Consider the following 17,230-nt stretch of genomic DNA (forward strand, 5'->3'; position numbering starts at 1 on the left):
GGCCATGGATGCATCGAACGTCGAATTCACTCGAAGATGAGCATATCGCTCCGGACGCGGTTTAAGCTCAGCTCGGTCCGAAAAGAAACCAAAGAATCAAACCCACGACCGGCAGCAAGAGGACGAGAGCGATCCACAACACCTTCGAGCCCGTGCCGGCCGAGCTGCCGACGATCCTGACGATCGCGTAGATCGTCAGGATCAGGTGGATCAAGCCGAGAATGCCTGTGACTTCGATCTGCATCGATGAGCTCTCCATGAGGGTGCGTTGTCTGGGTGCGAACGGCAGGAGCGGACCCTTCGCGAAGAGTCCGCAGCGATGATAGCTCAGTCCCCGTCGCTCGCGTCGGTTGCGACCGGGTCCGACCTCGCGCAGGTGACATGACCGGGACGACCGGTTGCGCTTCCCGACAATTCGACAAAGGAGATCCTACAGTGTCCAGCCTCCCGGAACGGCGCGAGCAGATCCGCCTCGTCCATGCGGCCTTCATCCGTCAGGTGGTCGCGCTGACCCAACGCCCGGAGGGCCGAGCCGAGCTCGAGGCCCTGCTTGCGGGGGCCGAGCAACAGGGTTGGAGCGCGCTTGTCGCCGTGCTGCGACGCATCGCGAAGGGGGAGCGCTCGCCTGCGCTCCTGAACGGCCTCGACGAAGAAGACGGAGTCATCGCGGAATCCGTCCTGCGCGGACTCCAAGACCCCTCCAGTCTGCCGGATCCAAGCCAGGCGCAGGATCCGACCCTCGCCGCACCGGGCCTCGCGCACATGATCCACGCCGCGCGCACGGATCCCCAGGCGCTGGTGCTGATCGGCAACATGGCCGATCAGATGAGCAAGGTCGGGGGCAGTATGGCCCGACTGGCCGGTGTTGTCCGCCCGCTGATCAACGGGGAGCGCAACCCGGACCAGCTCTGTCGCGGGATGGATACCCAGACCCGCCAACTGGTGTTGGAGATCCTCGGCGAGCTGGGCAAATTGGAGGCGCATTAAACTTTTATATTTTTTAATATCTTAAACCGCACCACCTCCAATGATCGTCAAGTCTTCCGGGGCCGATCCCATCCAAAAACATGACATACCGCGCTGGGCGCGGTTTAGCACGGCTCGACCGCCTCGGCATATCTACCCGCTCCCCTTTTGCACCGCGACGCCGCCCGATCAACGCCCGACGGGCCCCTCGCCGTCCGCGTCGCGGGGCTGCGTTGGACCGTCCTCTTCGAGCCTGACCCGCAAGGGTCCGCGCGTATCCAGGTGTAGATCGCGCTGCGGGTAGGCGATGACGATGCCCGCGTCTCTGAATTTGCGGTTGATCGCCATGTTGAGCTCCGAGGTGATGGCGACCCGATGCTCGATATCCTCGATATAGGCGCGCAGCGATAGGGTCAGGGCGTTGTCGCCGAACCCTTCGAGGTTCATCGCAGGCTTGGGGTTGGCGAGCACGCGCGGATTCTCCTGTGCCGCCTCCCGCATCAGGGCATGGGCCAGGTCCACATCGGTGTCGTAGGCCACCCCGACGAGGATCATGATCCGTGTCACCGGGTCGGACAGGGACCAGTTGAGCAGCCGGCCGGTGATCAGCTCCTTGTTCGGGACCAGCAGCTCCTTGCGATCGTAACCGCGGATCGTCGTGGCACGGATGCGGATCTTGGTAACCACGCCATCGGTCCCGTCCACGGTGATGACGTCGCCGACCCGCACCGGGCGCTCGAACAGGATGATCAGACCGCTGACGAAGTTCGCGACGATCTCCTGCAGACCGAACCCGATACCCAGCCCCATCGCGGCCACCAGCCACTGGAGCTGCGACCATTGAGCGCCGACGGTGTCGAGCGCCAGCACGATGCCCAAGGCGACGATGAGGTAGGTCGTCAGGGTCGTCACCGTGTAGCGGCTGCTCGAGGTCATGTGCAGACGCTCGCTCAGGACGATCTCGAGCATCGCCGGCAATCGCTTTGCGAGCACGCCGATCGCGACCAGATACAGCAGGGCGAGCCCGAGATCGGCCAGGGTGACAGGAAGCGCCGTCTCCTCCCCGTTCAGGATCCCGGTGGTGTGCCAGAGGGTCACCTCGTCGAGGATGCCCAATGCAGGAAAGACCGGCGACCAGATGGCGTAGAGACCGATCAGGGCGAGGGCGACGAGCGCCATCCCCAGCAGCTCCCGACCGGCTGCGCCCGCCGCCGCGAGATCCACATGGACATAGTCCGACGGCACGGCGAGGAGCTCCACGCCTGCCGAGGCATCACGCTCCGCGACGGCGACCTGACGGCGCTCGCGCGCAACCCGGCGGGCCAAGCGGGCCCGCGCGTGCATCAGCCAGCTCGAGGCCAGCGCATGCAGCAACACCAAAACGACGCTCAATCCCAAGGTGAGTAGATAGGCATCCCAGAGCACGAGCGCCGAATAGACATAACCCTCCAAAACCAGAACCATGATCACCAAAGGCACGGCCACCAAGACCGGGTACCAGATCGGGTAGGTGCGGGACAATAGACCGGCGCCCGGACGTTGCCGCGACGCCGTCATCAGACCCCGCTCGGGGTGAAACAATCGGAAAAAGAACAGGGCGATCGCAGCGACGGAGACCAGTGCGGTGAGCCGCGCGACGAGTCCGACCGCGGCATCCGGGTTGATGCTGATCGCCTTGCCGAGGATCAGCATCGCCGGAACCAGGACCCAAATCAGCCAGCCGATCTCCGACCTCAGCCGTTGCGCACCGGCCTGCGGCCACCTGAAATGCCCGATCGCCAGACCGCGCGGCAGACAGATCCCGCGCAACAGCAGCAGGACATAAAGCACGACCGCGATGCGGACCAGCTGAACCCCGGCCGTCTCGGACACCTCCGTACCCTGCGCGGCGTTCTGAAGGGCCCAGCCGGCCGCGCCGAAGAGCAGGGGCAGCGGCGCCGCAAGCAACAGGGTGAGCATCAGCGCACGCAGTGTGAGCCGCGTGTCCCCGAGACCGGGCTGCTCCGCTCGGACCGAAGCGCGCTCGATCGCCGCGATCAAGGCCCGGCGCTTCCAAAGCAGCAGGCCCGACATCAAGGCCGCGAGCCAAGACAGGGGCGAGGTCGCAAGCCGCCCTGCGAGGCTGCGGCCAAGCTCGGACCAGACCGGGGGCGACAGCAAGCGCCCGAGCTCGGGTTGAAGATTCGCCAAATCAGCCGGACGGGTCTTGGCCCCCGTACCGAGCCAAAACAGGTGCTCTTCGAGAAAGTAATCGTAGGCACGCGCGACATCCAGCATCCGACCTTCGGCGGCCTTGAGCCTCTGCAGCGCCTCGAGCTGCACGCCCTCGGCCTCCAGCTGCTTGGCGAGCAACACCTGACGCCCCACGATCAAGGTGCGCAGGGTATCGAGATCCTGCGGTTCCGAGTCATCCGAGAGCTTGGCCGCAAGCTCGGCGAGGGTGCGGCTCGGATCCGCGATGCGGGTCGCCTCGTCGAGGTGCTGCAGCCGGCTGACGTTGACAGCGGCGATCTGCTGCTCGAGCGCGCGCAGATTGCGGGTATGGACCTCGAAATCGGGCAGATCCGCACGGTGCTCGAGCAAGAGCGGACCAATGCCTTCGGTCAGCCCGCCGGCCTCCCGAGCCGCACGCACGCGCTCGAAATTGGCCTGGACCCGCTCGGCCGACCGCAGCGCCTGCGCCTCGTCCTCGTCATGTCCGTCGAGTCGCGCGGCGATGGTCGAGAGCTGCTCCGTCAGCTCGGCGTTCTCGCGCGCGAGCTGGCTCAGCAGCGGATCGGCCCCCTCGGTCAACTCCAGCATCCGCACGGCCTCCGCCTTGGCGAACGCCGCCTCGCTCTCGTGCTTGTCGTTGAGCAGCGCCTTCAGCGCCTCGACCTGCGCGCGAAGGCGCCCGACGCTCGCGGCCTCCTCGTCGCGCCTGGCCGCGAGCAGCTCCAACCGCATCGGCTGACTGATAAGCTCTTGCTCGAATGCACGAATCTCGGTGCTCAAGGCGACATAGCGGGTCTCCAGAGCCCACCACCGAGCCTGCATGAGCGAAGAGCCGGAGCCCGAGCCCAGAGAGGCGTGCTCGCCGCCGCCGGACTCCACCCGCAGGGCTGCGGCGATCCCGTCCTGCTGCTCCTGCGCCGCCGTGAGACGCTGGCGGATCATGGTCGGACGGTTCTCGTGGAAGGTGCGCTGGCGTTCGAAATCGGCGCGCCGCGCCTCTGCCGCGGCGAGGTCGGCCTGGGCCTTGCGAAGCCGCAGCGCGATCTCGACACGCGGCGTCTGCGGACCGACGCCAAGCCCCTGTGCCGGATCGGCGGAACCCGCCTCCGCGATCCGCTCGCGCACGCGCCGCGTCTCCTCCGGCGCTGCCTGTGCGACCTCCTCGAAGGCCGCGGCACGGTCCCTGTTGACATCCGCCTCCTTGAGGTTGTTCAGGGCTTCGCGGTAGCGGGCGACGACCTTGGTCTTGATTTCGGCATCCAGATCGGTGCTCGCCTCGGACCGGGCGATCTTGGCTTCCAGACCCTCCGTCGACATCAGCGACGGATTCAACGAGGCGAGGCCCGCGTTCTCCGCGCCGAGTGTCGACGACAACAGCGTCAGGCAGAGCCCCAAGGCAAGCGTGAAGCCGACAACCGGATCTCTCATGATCGACGCTTCGGACCTGGCTCGACCCTGCCGATCGCCCTGCAAGGGCGGGCTGATCGGGCCACGACGACTAATCGATCGTCTCGGGGATATACCCCGGCGCATTGGGACCCATGTTCTTCTCGCCCTCCTCGGCCTCCTCGTAGGGATCGCCGATCGCATAGGGCTCGCCGGCCGCGACTCCAGCGGCGTCCGCCGGGTTGTCGATCACGCTGTCTCCGACGAGAGCCCCGTCCGAGACGTTCACGCCTTCGACGATGACTTGATCGCCGCAGCCGGCAAGTAGCAGGAGCGCGAGGACCATGGCCAGAGAGGAGAACCGGCGATGCTTGGAACGGGTATCGGGTTCGATCATTGTGGCTCCGTTGCGTTTAAACCGCGCCCGGCGCGGTATGCGTCATGTGTTGGGGACTTGCTCATAAACCCGGCCACGTCGCTGATCGTAGCTGTAGGGTGGACAAGCGCAGCGCAGTCCACCAGCGCCGGCGCGGGGTTCGGTGGACTTCGCTCTCGCTCGTCCACCCTACGCTCTCGCTCGTCCACCCTACGGCCGGGATGATGAACAATGCCTGTGTTGGCGCGGCTTAAGGTATTAAGACTTCCTCGACCCGAAGCCGGACTGCCTCGAGAATCTTGAACAGGGACGAAGCTCCGCGTAAGGTCTTCCAGCCCCATCGGACGTCACGAAACCGGGGCCTCGTGCTCCGGACCCGGCTCCCGAACCTTCACGCCCCCGTGGACCTTCTCCCGAAGCCGCTGGAAGATCACGTAGAGCATCGGGATCAGGAAGATCCCGATCAGCGAGGCGGCGAGCATGCCGCCGAAGACGGCCGTGCCGACGCCGCGCTGACTCGCCTCGCCTGCTCCGCTGGCGATGACCAAGGGGACGAGACCGAGGATGAAGGCAAAGCTGGTCATGAGAACGGCACGGATCCGCAGACGTGCCGCTCGGGTGGCCGCGTCCAGTATCGAGGCCCCGGAGGCGCGCTGCTCGATCGCGAACTCGACAATCAGGATCGCGTTCTTGCTCGCCAGCCCGATCAGCACCACGATGCCGACCTGGGCATAGAGGTCGTTGGAGAGACCCGCGACCCAAAGTGCGCAGAGTGCGCCGAGCACCCCGACCGTGACGCTCAGGAGCACGACCGCCGGCATCGACCAACTCTCGTAGAGCCCGACCAGGAAGAGATAGGCGAACAAGACCGCCAGCGCCAGCACGATCGGCGTCTGCCCGCCGGCCTCGCGCTCCTGAAAGGCGGTGCCCGTCCACTCGAAGCCGTAGCCCGCCGGCAAGGTCGCCGCGGAGATCCGCTCCATCGCCGTCAGGGCGTCGCCCGAGCTGAAGCCGGGCGCCGGCTCGCCCTGGATCGTGACGCTGCGATAGTTGTTGTAGCGTTGCAGCAGCTGCGGTCCCAGGATCAGCTCCGGGCTCAGCAGTGCGCGCAGCGGCACCATGTCGCCTCGGTCGTTGCGCACATGGATCCGGTAGATGTCCTCGACGCTGCGACGGTCGGCCTCGCGCCCCTCCACCTGGACCTGCCAGACCCGTCCGAACCGATTGAAGTCGTTGACGTAGTAGCCCCCGAGGGTCGCTTGAAGTGCGTTGAAGACGTCGCTGATGCGCACACCCAGGGTCTGGACCTTTTCGCGATCGATGTCGAGAAACACCTGCGGGTTATCGGTCGCCCAGGTCGAGAACACGCGCGAGAGCGCGGGATCCTGATTGGCGGCGAGGATCAGTCCGCGCATCACCCCGGCGAGCGCCTCGGGGGTGCGACCCTGCAGGTCTTCGAGCTGATACTGAAAGCCACCGCCGGTTCCGAGTCCGACGATCGGCGGCAGATTGAACGGCATGATCCGCGCGCTCGGAATGCCGATGGTTGCGGCCGCGATCCGATCGATGACGGCATCGACCTTGAGATCCGCCGTCTTGCGCTCCTCGAACGGCTTCAACCGCCCGATGATGGCCGCCGAGTTGGAGAGCACCGCGCCGTCGAGGATGCTGAAACCCGTGATCGTCACCACGTGCGCGACCGCGGGATCGGCCTTCACGAGCGTCTCGAGCTCCTTCACCACGTCGAAGGTCCGGCTCACCGAGGCGCCTTGCGGCAACTGCACATGGGCCATAAAGGCCCCTTGATCCTCTTCCGGGAGGAACCCGGTCGGCGTGACCTTGAACAACCAACCGGTCGCGAGCCCGACCCCGAGGATCAGCACCACCACCAGCATCGCAACGCGCACCAGCCGCGCGACGATCGCGGCATAGCCGTCGCGGACCCGATCGATCCCGCCCATCACATAGCGCATCGGCCCGCGTCGATGACCGCCGGGCTTGAGCAGGACCGCGCACAGCGCCGGCGAGAGGGTCAGGGCATTGACGGCCGAGATCAGCATGGCGAAGGCGACGACGGCCGCGAACTGCTGAAAGAGCTGTCCGGTGATCCCGGGAATAAAGGCCACCGGCAGGAAGACCGACAGCAGCACCAAGGTGATGGCGATGATGGGGCCGGTGATCTGGCCCATCGCCTTCTTGGCGGCCTCGCGCGGAGGCAGGCCCTCCTCCTCCATGATGCGCTCGACGTTCTCCACCACCACGATGGCGTCGTCGACCACGATCCCGATCGCCAGCACGACGGCCAACAGCGAGATGGTGTTGGCCGAAAAACCGATCGCGAGCAGGAAGGCAAAGGTGCCGATCAGGGCCACGGGCACCGCGATCAACGGAATCAGGGTGGCTCGCCAGCTCCCGAGAAAGAGGAACACGACCAGGATGACCAGGACGAAGGCCTCGAGCAGGGTATGGACGACCTTCTCCAGACTCGCATTCACGAAGTCCGTGGTGTCGTACACCAAGGTATAGTCAAGATCGTCGGGAAACCGCTCGGCGAGGCGATTCATGGCCGCCTCGACGCCGTCGGCCACGGACACCGCATTCGCACCCGGCGCGAGATAGATCCCGATGGCGGCCGCGTCCTGCCCGTCCAATCGGCTGAAGGAGTCCGACTGGCGCGCACCGAGCTCGACGCGTCCGACATCCGAGACGAGAACGGTCGAGCCGTCCGGGTTGGCCCGCACCACGATACGTTCGAACTCGGCCGCATCGGTCAAGCGCCCGCGGGTCTGGAGCGTAATCTGGAACTGTTGGTCGGCCGTCATCGGCTGCGCGCCGATCCGCCCCACCGCGGCCTGGATGTTCTGGCCCTGGATCGCCGCGATCACGTCCGCCGGGGTGAGCGAGAGCGCGGTGAGCCGATCCGCCTCGAGCCAGATCCGCATGCTGTAGTCGAGCGGCCCGAACAACGACGCCTGTCCCACGCCGGGCACACGTGCCAAGGTGTCCACGACATTGATGGTCGCGTAATTGCTCAGAAACAGCCCGTCGTAGGATCCCTTCGGCGAGCTCAGCGCGACCACCTGCAACATGGCGTTGGATTGCTTCTGGACCGTCAGACCCTGCCGCTTGACCTCCTCCGGGAGCTGGGCCATCGCCAGATTGGCGCGGTTCTGCACGTTGACCGTGTTGATGTCCGGGTCCGAGCCGAGCGCGAAGGTGACGGTGAGCGAGTAGCTGCCGTCGTTGCCGCTCGTGGACTGCATGTAGAGCATGTTGTCCACGCCGTTGACCTGCGACTCGATCGGCTGAGCAACGGTGGACTCCACGACCGAGGCGCTCGCGCCCGGATAGGCCGCGCTGACCGAGACCTGCGGCGGGACGATGTCGGGAAACTGAGCGACCGGAATACGGGTGATGGCGATCAGCCCGGCCAGCATGATGACGACCGAGATGACGATCGAGAGCCGCGGCCGGTCGATGAAGACATCGGAGATCATTGCTCGAGCGCTCCGGCAGCGGGCGTCGCGGGCGCGGCGCGCACGGCCTGACCGGGCCGCACCTGCTGGATCCCTTGCGTAATGACCAGCTCCCCTTCGTCCAGGCCCTTCTTGACGACGATATCCGCTCCCTTGGTCTGCCCCGTCTCGATGCGACGCGTTTGTGCCTTGTCCTCGGCATCGAGGATCAAGACGTAGACGCCTTGCTGATCGACCTGAAGGGCCGATTGGGGGATCAGGATCGCCGATTCCGGTGCACCCGCTTCGAGCAGGACCCCGACATATTGGCGGTCGACGAGCATACCGTCCGGGTTGGGCAGCTCGGCGCGCAGGGTGACCGAGTCCGTCCCCGGATCCGTGGTCACGTCGACGAAATCCAGACGCCCCGCGTGCTCGTAGAGTGTGCCGTCCGGGAGACGCACGCGCACCTTCACATCGCGAGCATTGCCGCCCTTATCCTCGATGGTCCGGCGCGCACCGAGCAGATCACGCTGCGTCACCGGGAACTGCACATAGATGGGATCGCGACTCACGATGGCCGCCAAGGTACCCGAGGCGGGACCGACCAGATTGCCCTCCGTGTAGCTCGCAAGCCCGATGCGGCCGGCCACCGGCGCCGTGATCGTGGTGTAGCTCAGATCGAGCATGGCCTGGGTGAGGGCCGCCTGCGCGAGCGTGATGCCCGCCTTCGCGATCGAGTCCGCCGCCTGCAGTTCGTCGACGGAGGATTGCGAGATGTTCTTGGCCTTCACCAACTCGAGACCGCGCGCCAATTGGGCGGCGGTGTTCAGTTGATCGGCCCGAGCCTTTTCCAGATCGGCTTGGCGCTGCTCGACCGCGGCCGCGTACTGACCGGGCTCGATCACGAAGAGGACCTCGCCGACCTCGACCTCCTGACCCTCGGTGAAGCGACGTTCGTCGAGGAAACCCTCGACCCGCGCCCGCAGATCGACACGGTTGACCGCGACCGCCCGCCCGACGAAGGATGCCTCCTCGTCCACGACACGCGACTCGGCCGGGATCACGACGACCGAGGGTGGCGGCATCTCCGGCGCGGGGGCATCGGATTCAACGCAGCCCGAGAGGGTCGAGGCAGCGACGAGGAGGGAGCAGGCCAGAGGCCGGAGTCGACACAACAGGCGCCGGGCGCCGAGAGGACCATCCGAAGCATCAGGGCCAGGCTCCGAGGAACGCACGCAGTTGGACATCGCCAGGCATCCTCGAGAAGAAGGGATCGAAGCCCGAAGTCTATCCGAAAAGCCGCGCCGACGGCCGATCGGAGAGCCGCTGCGGGCAGACGCCGCGCGTCGAGGGCATGCTAACGTATCGCTTTTCGTCGACGAGGAACGACATCGTGAGTGTGCTTGCTCTCAAGCATCCGGTTCGACTGGCCCTGCTGCTGGTCCCCCTGCTCGGTCTTCTCATCCCCGCCCCCCCGTCCCAGGCCGCGGGGCGACCGACAATCGGCTTGGCACTCTCCGGCGGCGGGGCACGCGGCGCGGCCCACGTCGGGGTTCTGAGGGTCATCGAGCGGATGGGGATCCCGGTCGACTATGTCGCAGGCACCTCGATGGGCGCCGTCGTGGGCGGGCTCTACGCCATGGGCATGTCCCCGGACGAGATCGAGGCAACCATCGAGGAGATCGACTGGACCGCGATCTTTCAGGACGAGCCGCCGCGCCAGGATCGGCGTATCCAACGCAAGCTCGACGACAACGATTTCCTGTTTAGCGCCAGACCCGGGGTCAACGAGGAGAAGCGCGAGGTGAATCTCGTCCCGGCCCTGATCCAAGGCCATCGACTCGACCTCGCGCTGCGCCGCTACACGCTTCCCGCGAGATCGATTCATGATTTCGACGACTTGAAGATTCCATTCCGCGCGGTCGCCACGGACGCCGTGACCGGGGATGCGGTGATCCTGGGCAGCGGCGATCTCGCGACCTCGATCCGCGCCAGCATGGCGGTGCCCGCCGCGTTCGCCCCGGTCGAGATCGGCGATAAGCTGCTGATCGACGGCGGCTTGGCGATGAACCTGCCGGTCAGCGTCGCGCGCGAGATGGGCGCGGACATCATCATCGCCGTGGACGTCGGCGGACCCCGGCGCGATCGCGAAGAGATCAACGACGTGCTCGAGATGCTCGACCAGGTCATGGGCCTGGTCACCTGGCGCAATACGCAAGAGCAGATCGCCAAGCTGCGCGGACGCGACGTGCTCATCACGCCGCCGTTGGGGCGCATCGTCACGGCGGCGGACTTCAACAAGATGCTCGAGGCGATCGCCATCGGCGAGCGCGGCGCGCAGGAGCAGGAGGTCGCGCTGGCCGTGCTCGAGGTCCCCGAGGCCCGCTATGCCGCCTATCTGCAGCGGCAACGCCTGAGGAGCGAGCCGATGCCGATCATCGATCGCGTGCGCGTGGAGAATCGCTCGCGACTGGCCGACGCGGTGATCACCGAACGCCTGGATGTGCCGCTCGGCGAGCCGCTGAACCCGGATGCCCTGGAGGCGCAGATCGACCGCGTCTTCGATCAGGACAACTTCCAATCGGTCCAATACCGCGTGGAGAAGACACCCGACGACGAGACCGAGCTGGTGATTACCGCCACCGAGAAGTCCTGGGGTACCAGCTCGCTGCAGTTCGGCATCGAGCTGTCCTCGGCCTCCGGGGGCGACTCGCAGTTCAACGTCGGCGCGGCCTATACGATGGCGCCCGTCAACGCGCTGAACGCCGAGTGGCGGACCTTTCTGCAGGCCGGCGAGGAGCCCGGCCTGACGAGCGAGTTTTATCAGCCGCTCGACCCTCTGGAGCGCTGGTACGTCGAGGCGACCGCCGGCTACTTCACCGAGAGTCTGACCCTTTTCGAACCGGAGACATCGGATAACCCGACGGCTAAATATCTGATCTCGCGCGTCGGCGGCTCGCTCGAGGGCGGCCGCAATTTCGGCGACTGGGGACGGCTCGGTCTGAAGTACCGGCGCTACTCGGGCGATGCGGACCTTCGCTACGGCGAGCCCGGCATGCAGGGGTACGGATTCGACGAAGGCGCACTCGACCTCACCTTCTATCTCGACACCCTCGACAGTGCCAACTTCCCGCGTCGCGGGTGGGTGGGCACAGCCTTCGCGTTGACCTCCAGGACAGAGATCGGGGCATCCGAGGACTACGATCAGGCCGGTTTCAGTATCGTGAACGCCCAAAGCTGGGGGAAGAACACGCTCCTGACCGGCATCAGGATGGCCGGCAGCTTCGGCGGGCAGGAGCCGGCTCAGTCCTTCTACCGGCTAGGCGGTTTCCTGAACCTTTCAGGCTTCAACCAGGACGAGCTCTCGGGCGGAAACCTCGGGCTCGCGCGTGCCGTCTACATGCGCAACCTCACATCCGGGCTGGTCAGCACCTACGCCGGGGCGTCGCTCGAGGCGGGCAACGTTTGGGACCAACGCTCGGATATCGGATTCGACGACCTGCGCTTCGGCAGTAGTCTATTCCTGGGCGCCGACACCTTCATCGGCCCCATCTACCTCGGATACGGTTATGCCGACGGCGGGTTCGGGGCGCTTTACCTGATGCTCGGTCGACCCTGGAGCACGCGAGGAAACGACTAAACCGCTCCGGCTCCGGCGGCCGTCAAGTCTGCCGGGGCCGTTCCCATCCAAGCGCATCGGATACCGCACCGAGCGCGGTTTCATCCGAGGCTCCGACGACCCCGTCGGCACGCAACAGCCGGATCAGAAAGCGCTCCGCTCGGTCAAGATTGTCGGATGCCTGCTCGCTCAGGGGTGCGCCGAGCGCGAACCCATAGCCGCGTATCGCGAGCAATCGGGCCGGCGGGGGCGTTTCTCCGGTGACCTGTCGAAACAGTCTGAGCAAGGTGCCCGGAGCGAGTGCATGCGTGCTGAACGACACCTCCGGACTCGGGGGCAACGGCAGGAAGGCGAAGGGTTCCGGGCCGCTCGCGGCCGCATCCACGAAGATAACGTGCTCGCGGCCCTGCAGATCGAGGACGTGCTCGATCTGAAGCTGAAAATCGGTCAGGGTTTCGATACCGCACCGCGCGAGATCGGGGTCCAGGTTCAGGCGCTCGATCAGGAGCGGACCGAGCGCGTCATCCCCGCGCGAAGGGTTCCCGCAGGCGAGAATCAGCACCCGGCCGGCTCCCGATGGGGACGGCATCAGGCGGGAACCGCCGCCGGCTTGGTCTCGCAAACCTCGGGCAAGCGCAGCGAGAGCACGAAGGCGGCGAGCACGAAGGCGCTCGACCACCACAGACAGCCTTCGATGCCCTGCGTCTGATAGACCAGACCCGAGAGCACCGTCCCGGCGAGCCGCCCGCCGGCATTGGCCATGTAATAGAAGCCGACACTCATCGAGACCTTCTCGAAGTCCGAGTAGGCCAAGATCAGATAGGAATGCACCGCCGAGTTGATGGCGAAGAACACGCCGAACAGCATCAGACCGCCGATCAGCACCTCGCCCGGCGGCCAGCCCTGGTGAAGCGCGAAGGCCATCCCCGCGGGCACGATCGCCAGCAACAAGGCCCAACGCCGCGCGGTGCGACCGCCCGGATGACGCCGAGCCGCCTGACGCGACCGCCCGAGGTGCAACAGCCGCGGGGCCACGGCCTGCACCATCCCGTAACCGATCACCCACGCCGCCATGAAGGAGCCGACCCCGGTAAAGCTCCAGCCCAGCACCGAATAGAGAAACACCGGCAAACCGACCACGAACCAGACATCACGCGCGCCGAACAAAAAGAAACGCGCCGCCGAGAGCCAGTTGATCGCGGGCGTATTGGAGAAGACCTGCGTGAACTTGGGCTTGGACGCCATGCGACCGACGCCCGAGGGCAGCAGGATCGCGGTCACGATCAGCACGACCGCGAGCATCCCGGCGAGCACCGCCAAGGCACCGCGAAATCCGATCAGCTCGAGCAGCGCCGCGCCGATGAAGAATCCGGCACCCTTGAGCGCGTTCTTCGAGCCGGTGAGGACGGCGACATATTTGAACAGCCGCGACTCGCCGCCGTCCCCGACCAGGGTCTTAACCGTCGCCTTGGCCGACATCTTGTTCAGGTCTTTGGCGATCCCCGACATCGCCTGGGCAACCATCACATAGGCGACCGTCAGCCAAGCATCGGGCACCGTCAGCATGACGAGCGCGATCACCTGCAACCCCATGCCGATGTGCATGGTCAGGTTCAGCCCGATGCGCGCACCGAGCCAGCCGCCGACCAGATTGGTAACGATGCCGAAGACCTCGTAGAAGAGGAACAACATCGCCACCTCGAACGGCGAGTAACCCAGCAGGTGGAAATAAAGCACCACCAGCATCCGGATCGCCCCGTCGGTGACGGTGAAGGCCCAATAGCCGGCGGTCACGGTCAGGTAATTGCGCGTATTGGTGTCCATGGCCCTCCCGGGGCTCGCTCACGGCAAAATAAGCCGAACCTGTTCATCCAACCGGCGGCCCGGACGCGTAGGGTGGACGAGCGAGAGCGAAGTCCACCGAACCCCGCGCCGGCGCTGGTGGACTGCGCTGCGCTTGTCCACCCTACGGCGCTTGTCCGCCCGCTCTGTCGGCGCGCGCTAAAGCCCCTCGCACAACATCTGAGCGATATCCATCATCCGATTCACATAGCCCCATTCGTTGTCGTACCAGGCCAACACCTTCACCTGCGTCTCGTCGATGACCATGGTGGAGAGCGCGTCGACGATCGACGAACGCGGGTCGTCCTTGTAATCGACCGAGACCAGCGGACGCTCCTCGTAGCCCAGGATCCCCGACAGCTCGCCCTCCGCCGCGGCCTTGAAGTGCGCGTTGACCTCCTCGACCGTCACCGCCCGCGCGGCCTCGAAGACGAAGTCGGTCAGCGAGGCGTTGAGCAAGGGCACGCGAACGGCCAATCCGTTCAATTTGCCCGTGAGCTCCGGAAAGATCTTGGTGATCGCCTTCGCCGAGCCGGTGCTGGTCGGGATCAACGACTGGCCGCAGGCACGCGCCCGGCGCAGATCCTTGTGTCCGAGATCGACGATCCGCTGGGTGTTGGTGATGTCGTGGATCGTCGTCATGGTGCCGTGGCGGATCCCGATCCGCTCGTGCATGATCTTCACCACAGGCGCAAGACAGTTGGTCGTGCAGGAGGCCGCCGTGACCAGATGATGCTCGGCCGGCTTATAGAGGTGATGATTGACGCCGTAGACGATGTTCAGCGCGCCGTCGGTGGGTGCCGCGACCAAGACCTTCTTGACCCCTTGATCGAAGTAGCCCCGAAGCGTCTCGGGCTTCTTGTGGTGCTTGCCGGTCGCTTCGATGACGATGTCGCAGTCCGACCAATCGGTGTCGGCCAACGCCGGGTTGCGGCTGTAGGCGATCGACCGGTCGTCGATCCGGATCGCGTCGCCCTCGCCCGTGCACTCGGGTCCCCAAATCCCGTGGACCGAGTCGAATTTCAGCAGATGCGCGGATCCGGCGGCATCCGTTGCAATCTCGTTGATCCGGACAAAATCAAGCCCGTCCCGACCCCGGGCCGCGCGCAGACCCAGTCGCCCCATTCGGCCGAAGCCGTTGATCCCGATACGTATGGTCATCGCCCCTCCGATTCGGATTGAAACTGTTCGACCTGCTCCAGCACGGGGAGCGGCGTCTGCCCGATCGCGTCAAGCTCGCGTTGCAGCTTGAGCCGATCCAAAGACGCGAGCGGCAGACTCAGGAAGATCTGGATCCGATTCTGAAGCGCGGCAAACGCCTGGCGAAACGCCATCATGCGCGCAACCTCGTTGCCCTCGACCTCGGCCGGATCCGGGACGCCCCAATGGGCTGTCATCGGCTGCCCCGGCCAGACCGGGCACACCTCGGTCGCGGCGCGGTCGCAGACCGTGAAGACGAAATCCATCACCGGGGCACCCGGCTCGGCAAACTCAGCCCAGTCCTTGCTTCGAAGATCCTCGGTCAGGTAGTTGTTGCGCCTGAGCACCTGGAGGGCCAGTGGATGCACCTCCCCCTTCGGGTGACTGCCGGCGCTGTAGCCATTGAATTGGCCGCGCCCGAAGCGGTTGACGATGCACTCGCCGAAAATACTGCGTGCCGAATTCCAGGTGCACAAAAACAAGACGTTGTAGGGTCTCTCGACCATGCGTCAGTCCTCGGTAGCAAGAAATCTCCCCGCACGAGCGTCGGGTGATTGATCTCGACGGATGGTGATACCCCTTCGGCGTGCGCGCCGACACAGCAGTGTCACGCCCGCGATGGACCCGAAGCGCGGGACACGCGGTCAGGCGCAGCGGGGCATACCCGGCCGGTTCGGCATCTCGGCCAGCACCCGATCGTCCTCGACGAAGGGCCGCTCGCCGCACACCGCGTCGAACGTCTCGCGCAGCACCGCCGCAACCCAATCCGGAAGCGCCGGACTCACGCGATAGAAGATCCACAAACCCTCGCGTCGATCCGTGACCAGACCCAGCTCACGCAGCTGCGCGAGATGTCGGGACACATGCGGTTGAACCGCCCCGATCGCATGCGTCAGCTCGCAGACACAGAGCTCGGGGTGACGCATGAGCAGGACCAGGCAACGCAAGCGCGTCTCGTGGGCCAGCGCGGCGAAAAAATCGGTCGGTTGAATTGTCACGGACGAGAACATACCCCGAAACGAATATTAGGCAAAATGAAGATTTGATGACGGATGAGACGCAACGCCGGCCCAGCGTGCGCGGGCCGTGACAACAGCCTCGTGACGGTACCCAAAATCTGAAACACTATACTGGTCGTATGGCTGAATACTGGTCGAATGGCTCAACTAAACGCCGGTTGTTGTCTGCGCAGGACATTCTGCCGCTGGAGCCGCAGAACGAGCGCCGCCGCGGAGGGCTCGGCCGATGGATGGAATTGAACATTCCTGCGGCCTGCTCACCGATCGACCGCCGGATCCGGGATGACGATCTGCCGGACACATCGGCATCCGACCTGCCGCGACAGTCTAGGGGGGATTGACAGATGCCGGATCAGCCGTTCGACAACACTCCGAGCGCCGAACAAGCGGTCGCCGAGGGCCTGGAGCGCGCACTGGCTCTACTGCATGCCTGCAGCACCGCCCACGGCTTCGTGGCCTCCCCCGGCGCCAGTCAGAATTACCACCGCATCTGGGGGCGAGACGGCGTCATCATCGCCTTGGCCGCTTTACAGACAGACGACGGCGAATTGCGCGAAACCGCGCGTCGGACCCTGCAGACCCTGGCGACCTACCAGGGTCCGCACGGCGAGATTCCGAGCAACGTCGATCCCGGCACAAAGCGCATCAGTTACGGCGGCACCACAGGTCGCGTCGATGCCGATCTGTGGTTTGTCATCGGCTGCGGGGAATACTGGCGGGCAACCGGCGACGACGCCTTCCTGGAACGGCTTCTGCCGGTGATCGAGCGCGTGCGATTCCTGCTCGGTGCCTGGGAGTTCAACGCCCGGGGTCTGCTTTACATTCCGCTGACCGGCGACTGGGCCGATGAGTATCTGCACAACGGCTATGTGCTCTACGACCAGTTGCTGTACCTGCAGGTGAGTACGGCCACCTTCCCTGATGTTTCTTCCCCCTTAAATCGTCATCTTTCATGAGGGAGAGCGGTGTGCCTCCCTCGGGGTGCTTGAACAACAGCACCCGTCGGGAGAGTCTCTTGTTTGCGAAGACAAAGAGACTCCATCAGTGTGCCACGCCGTCCTTGAAAGCCCCACGTTTTTCGCCGTGTTGATGCACATCGACGAGGACCTCGCCGAGGCCGCCCGAGGGGAGGGTTGTCCCGCCTGCGGCG

At 65.4% G+C, this 17,230-nt stretch carries 13 protein-coding genes; 3 read left to right on the forward strand and 10 right to left on the reverse strand.

Annotated elements, in window-relative coordinates; genetic code table 11:
* Positions 1–67: 67 nt before the first annotated feature.
* Positions 68–244 (reverse strand): PLDc N-terminal domain-containing protein, encoded by a 177-nt coding sequence (locus THIMADRAFT_RS20670; protein WP_007195057.1) that lies wholly within the window; start codon positions 242–244, stop codon positions 68–70.
* Between the two features lie 191 nt (positions 245–435).
* Between THIMADRAFT_RS20670 and THIMADRAFT_RS20675 the strand changes: the two genes are divergently transcribed.
* The gene (locus tag THIMADRAFT_RS20675) at positions 436–987 is read left to right on the forward strand and encodes a hypothetical protein (protein ID WP_007195058.1); all 552 of its coding nucleotides are present in this window, start codon (positions 436–438) and stop codon (positions 985–987) included.
* 168 nt (positions 988–1,155) lie between these two features.
* On the opposite strand, the gene THIMADRAFT_RS20680 is transcribed toward THIMADRAFT_RS20675, so the two are convergent.
* The 4 genes from THIMADRAFT_RS20680 to THIMADRAFT_RS20695 form a co-directional block, all read right to left on the reverse strand.
* Positions 1,156–4,608 carry a mechanosensitive ion channel domain-containing protein gene (locus THIMADRAFT_RS20680; RefSeq protein ID WP_007195059.1) on the reverse strand — a complete coding sequence of 1,151 codons (3,453 nt, stop codon included), beginning with the start codon at positions 4,606–4,608 and terminating at the stop codon, positions 1,156–1,158.
* A 70-nt stretch (positions 4,609–4,678) separates the two neighbouring features.
* A complete protein-coding gene (locus tag THIMADRAFT_RS20685; protein ID WP_007195060.1) occupies positions 4,679–4,963 on the reverse strand; it encodes a hypothetical protein in 285 nt (94 codons plus the stop codon).
* A gap of 326 nt (positions 4,964–5,289) precedes the next feature.
* Positions 5,290–8,439, reverse strand: coding sequence for an efflux RND transporter permease subunit (locus THIMADRAFT_RS20690; protein WP_007195061.1), 3,150 nt, complete (start codon positions 8,437–8,439; stop codon positions 5,290–5,292).
* Complete coding sequence (locus tag THIMADRAFT_RS20695) at positions 8,436–9,485, reverse strand: efflux RND transporter periplasmic adaptor subunit (protein WP_233490311.1); 1,050 nt, start codon at positions 9,483–9,485, stop codon at positions 8,436–8,438. The genes THIMADRAFT_RS20690 and THIMADRAFT_RS20695 overlap by 4 nt, the downstream gene beginning before the upstream one ends.
* A gap of 308 nt (positions 9,486–9,793) precedes the next feature.
* Here THIMADRAFT_RS20695 and THIMADRAFT_RS20700 point away from each other — a divergent pair, with 308 nt between their 5' ends.
* Positions 9,794–12,040, forward strand: a complete 2,247-nt coding sequence (locus tag THIMADRAFT_RS20700) for a patatin-like phospholipase family protein (RefSeq protein ID WP_007195063.1) — start codon at positions 9,794–9,796, stop codon at positions 12,038–12,040.
* 22 nt (positions 12,041–12,062) lie between these two features.
* On the opposite strand, the gene THIMADRAFT_RS20705 is transcribed toward THIMADRAFT_RS20700, so the two are convergent.
* The 5 genes from THIMADRAFT_RS20705 to THIMADRAFT_RS20725 form a co-directional block, all read right to left on the reverse strand.
* Positions 12,063–12,608 (reverse strand): hydrogenase maturation protease, encoded by a 546-nt coding sequence (locus THIMADRAFT_RS20705; protein ID WP_040733143.1) that lies wholly within the window; start codon positions 12,606–12,608, stop codon positions 12,063–12,065.
* Positions 12,608–13,843 (reverse strand): organoarsenical effux MFS transporter ArsJ, encoded by a 1,236-nt coding sequence (gene arsJ, locus THIMADRAFT_RS20710; RefSeq protein WP_007195065.1) that lies wholly within the window; start codon positions 13,841–13,843, stop codon positions 12,608–12,610. The genes THIMADRAFT_RS20705 and arsJ overlap by 1 nt, the downstream gene beginning before the upstream one ends.
* 177 nt (positions 13,844–14,020) lie before the next feature.
* Positions 14,021–15,022, reverse strand: a complete 1,002-nt coding sequence (locus tag THIMADRAFT_RS20715; RefSeq protein WP_007195066.1) for an ArsJ-associated glyceraldehyde-3-phosphate dehydrogenase — start codon at positions 15,020–15,022, stop codon at positions 14,021–14,023.
* Positions 15,019–15,567, reverse strand: a complete 549-nt coding sequence (locus THIMADRAFT_RS20720) for an arsenate reductase ArsC (protein ID WP_007195067.1) — start codon at positions 15,565–15,567, stop codon at positions 15,019–15,021. Before THIMADRAFT_RS20720 ends, THIMADRAFT_RS20715 begins: the two co-directional genes overlap by 4 nt.
* 138 nt (positions 15,568–15,705) lie before the next feature.
* Positions 15,706–16,071: a metalloregulator ArsR/SmtB family transcription factor gene (locus tag THIMADRAFT_RS20725; RefSeq protein WP_007195068.1), complete on the reverse strand. Its 366-nt coding sequence runs from the start codon at positions 16,069–16,071 to the stop codon at positions 15,706–15,708.
* Between the two features lie 353 nt (positions 16,072–16,424).
* On the opposite strand from THIMADRAFT_RS20725, the gene THIMADRAFT_RS20730 reads away from it, so the two are divergent.
* Positions 16,425–17,036: an amylo-alpha-1,6-glucosidase gene (locus tag THIMADRAFT_RS20730; protein WP_007195069.1), complete on the forward strand. Its 612-nt coding sequence runs from the start codon at positions 16,425–16,427 to the stop codon at positions 17,034–17,036.
* Positions 17,037–17,230: the final 194 nt, after the last annotated feature.

It is taken from the genome of Thiocapsa marina 5811 (assembly GCF_000223985.1).
In the GTDB taxonomy this organism is placed as follows: domain Bacteria; phylum Pseudomonadota; class Gammaproteobacteria; order Chromatiales; family Chromatiaceae; genus Thiocapsa; species Thiocapsa marina.